1 protein-coding gene and 1 pseudogene are annotated in these 790 nt (G+C 45.9%); one reads left to right on the top strand and one right to left on the bottom strand.

The genetic code is table 11. The annotated features are described in order from the left end of the window. Window positions 1-439: glucosamine-6-phosphate deaminase (gene nagB, locus R7Z50_RS26560; protein WP_318149619.1), on the top strand; the 439-nt coding region annotated here is incomplete at its 5' end. Between the two features lie 127 nt (window positions 440-566). On the opposite strand, the pseudogene R7Z50_RS26555 reads toward nagB, so the two are convergent. Continuing rightward, window positions 567-790: pseudogene (locus R7Z50_RS26555) on the bottom strand (glycerol kinase); the annotation flags it as partial.

The following is a 790-nucleotide window of genomic DNA, read 5'->3' as shown; positions in this document are numbered from 1 at the left end:
CGAAGACAAAATCAAGTCTTACGGCAAAATCAACCTATTCATGGGCGGCGTAGGTAACGACGGTCACATCGCATTCAACGAGCCAGCGTCTTCTCTGTCTTCTCGCACTCGCATCAAGACACTAACTGAAGATACTCGTATCGCGAACTCTCGCTTCTTTGATGGTGACATCAACCAAGTTCCTAAATACGCACTGACTATCGGTGTAGGCACACTACTAGACGCAGAAGAAGTGATGATCCTAGTGACTGGTCACAACAAAGCACTTGCACTAGAAGCGGCTGTTGAAGGTTGTGTAAACCACCTATGGACAGTTTCTGCTCTTCAGCTGCACCCTAAAGCAGTGATCGTATGTGACGAGCCTTCACAACAAGAGCTTAAAGTGAAGACAGTTAAGTACTTCTCTGAGCTAGAAGCGGAAAACATCAAAGGCTTCTAATCCTTCGGGTAACAAGCCAAGATAACCACTAAAAACACAAAACCCGTGAATCATCACGGGTTTTTTCGTTTCTGGGCATGACAAATACCATCACATCGCAAGCATCTTCGTTCATTTGAGAAGAACCTCAGTACGCTTGGATGCCAAATTGGCGCAGACGTTTTGGCAATACTTCATCCAGCTTGTCTAGTTCACTTGGCTCTACTTCGATCAAATTGAAGTTGTGTTGCTGATACACCGCGCGAATGGCTTCTCGCTCTTTTTCTGGCGTCTCTCCGCTATCACTTCCCCAAAACTGAAGGTACAGCTTGCCAGCAGGGAGATAAAAATCGCGCATCACTTCTTGTTCTA

The organism is Vibrio sp. 1249-1 (assembly GCF_033340495.1).
This window is presented reverse-complemented; position numbering and strand designations above follow the sequence as displayed.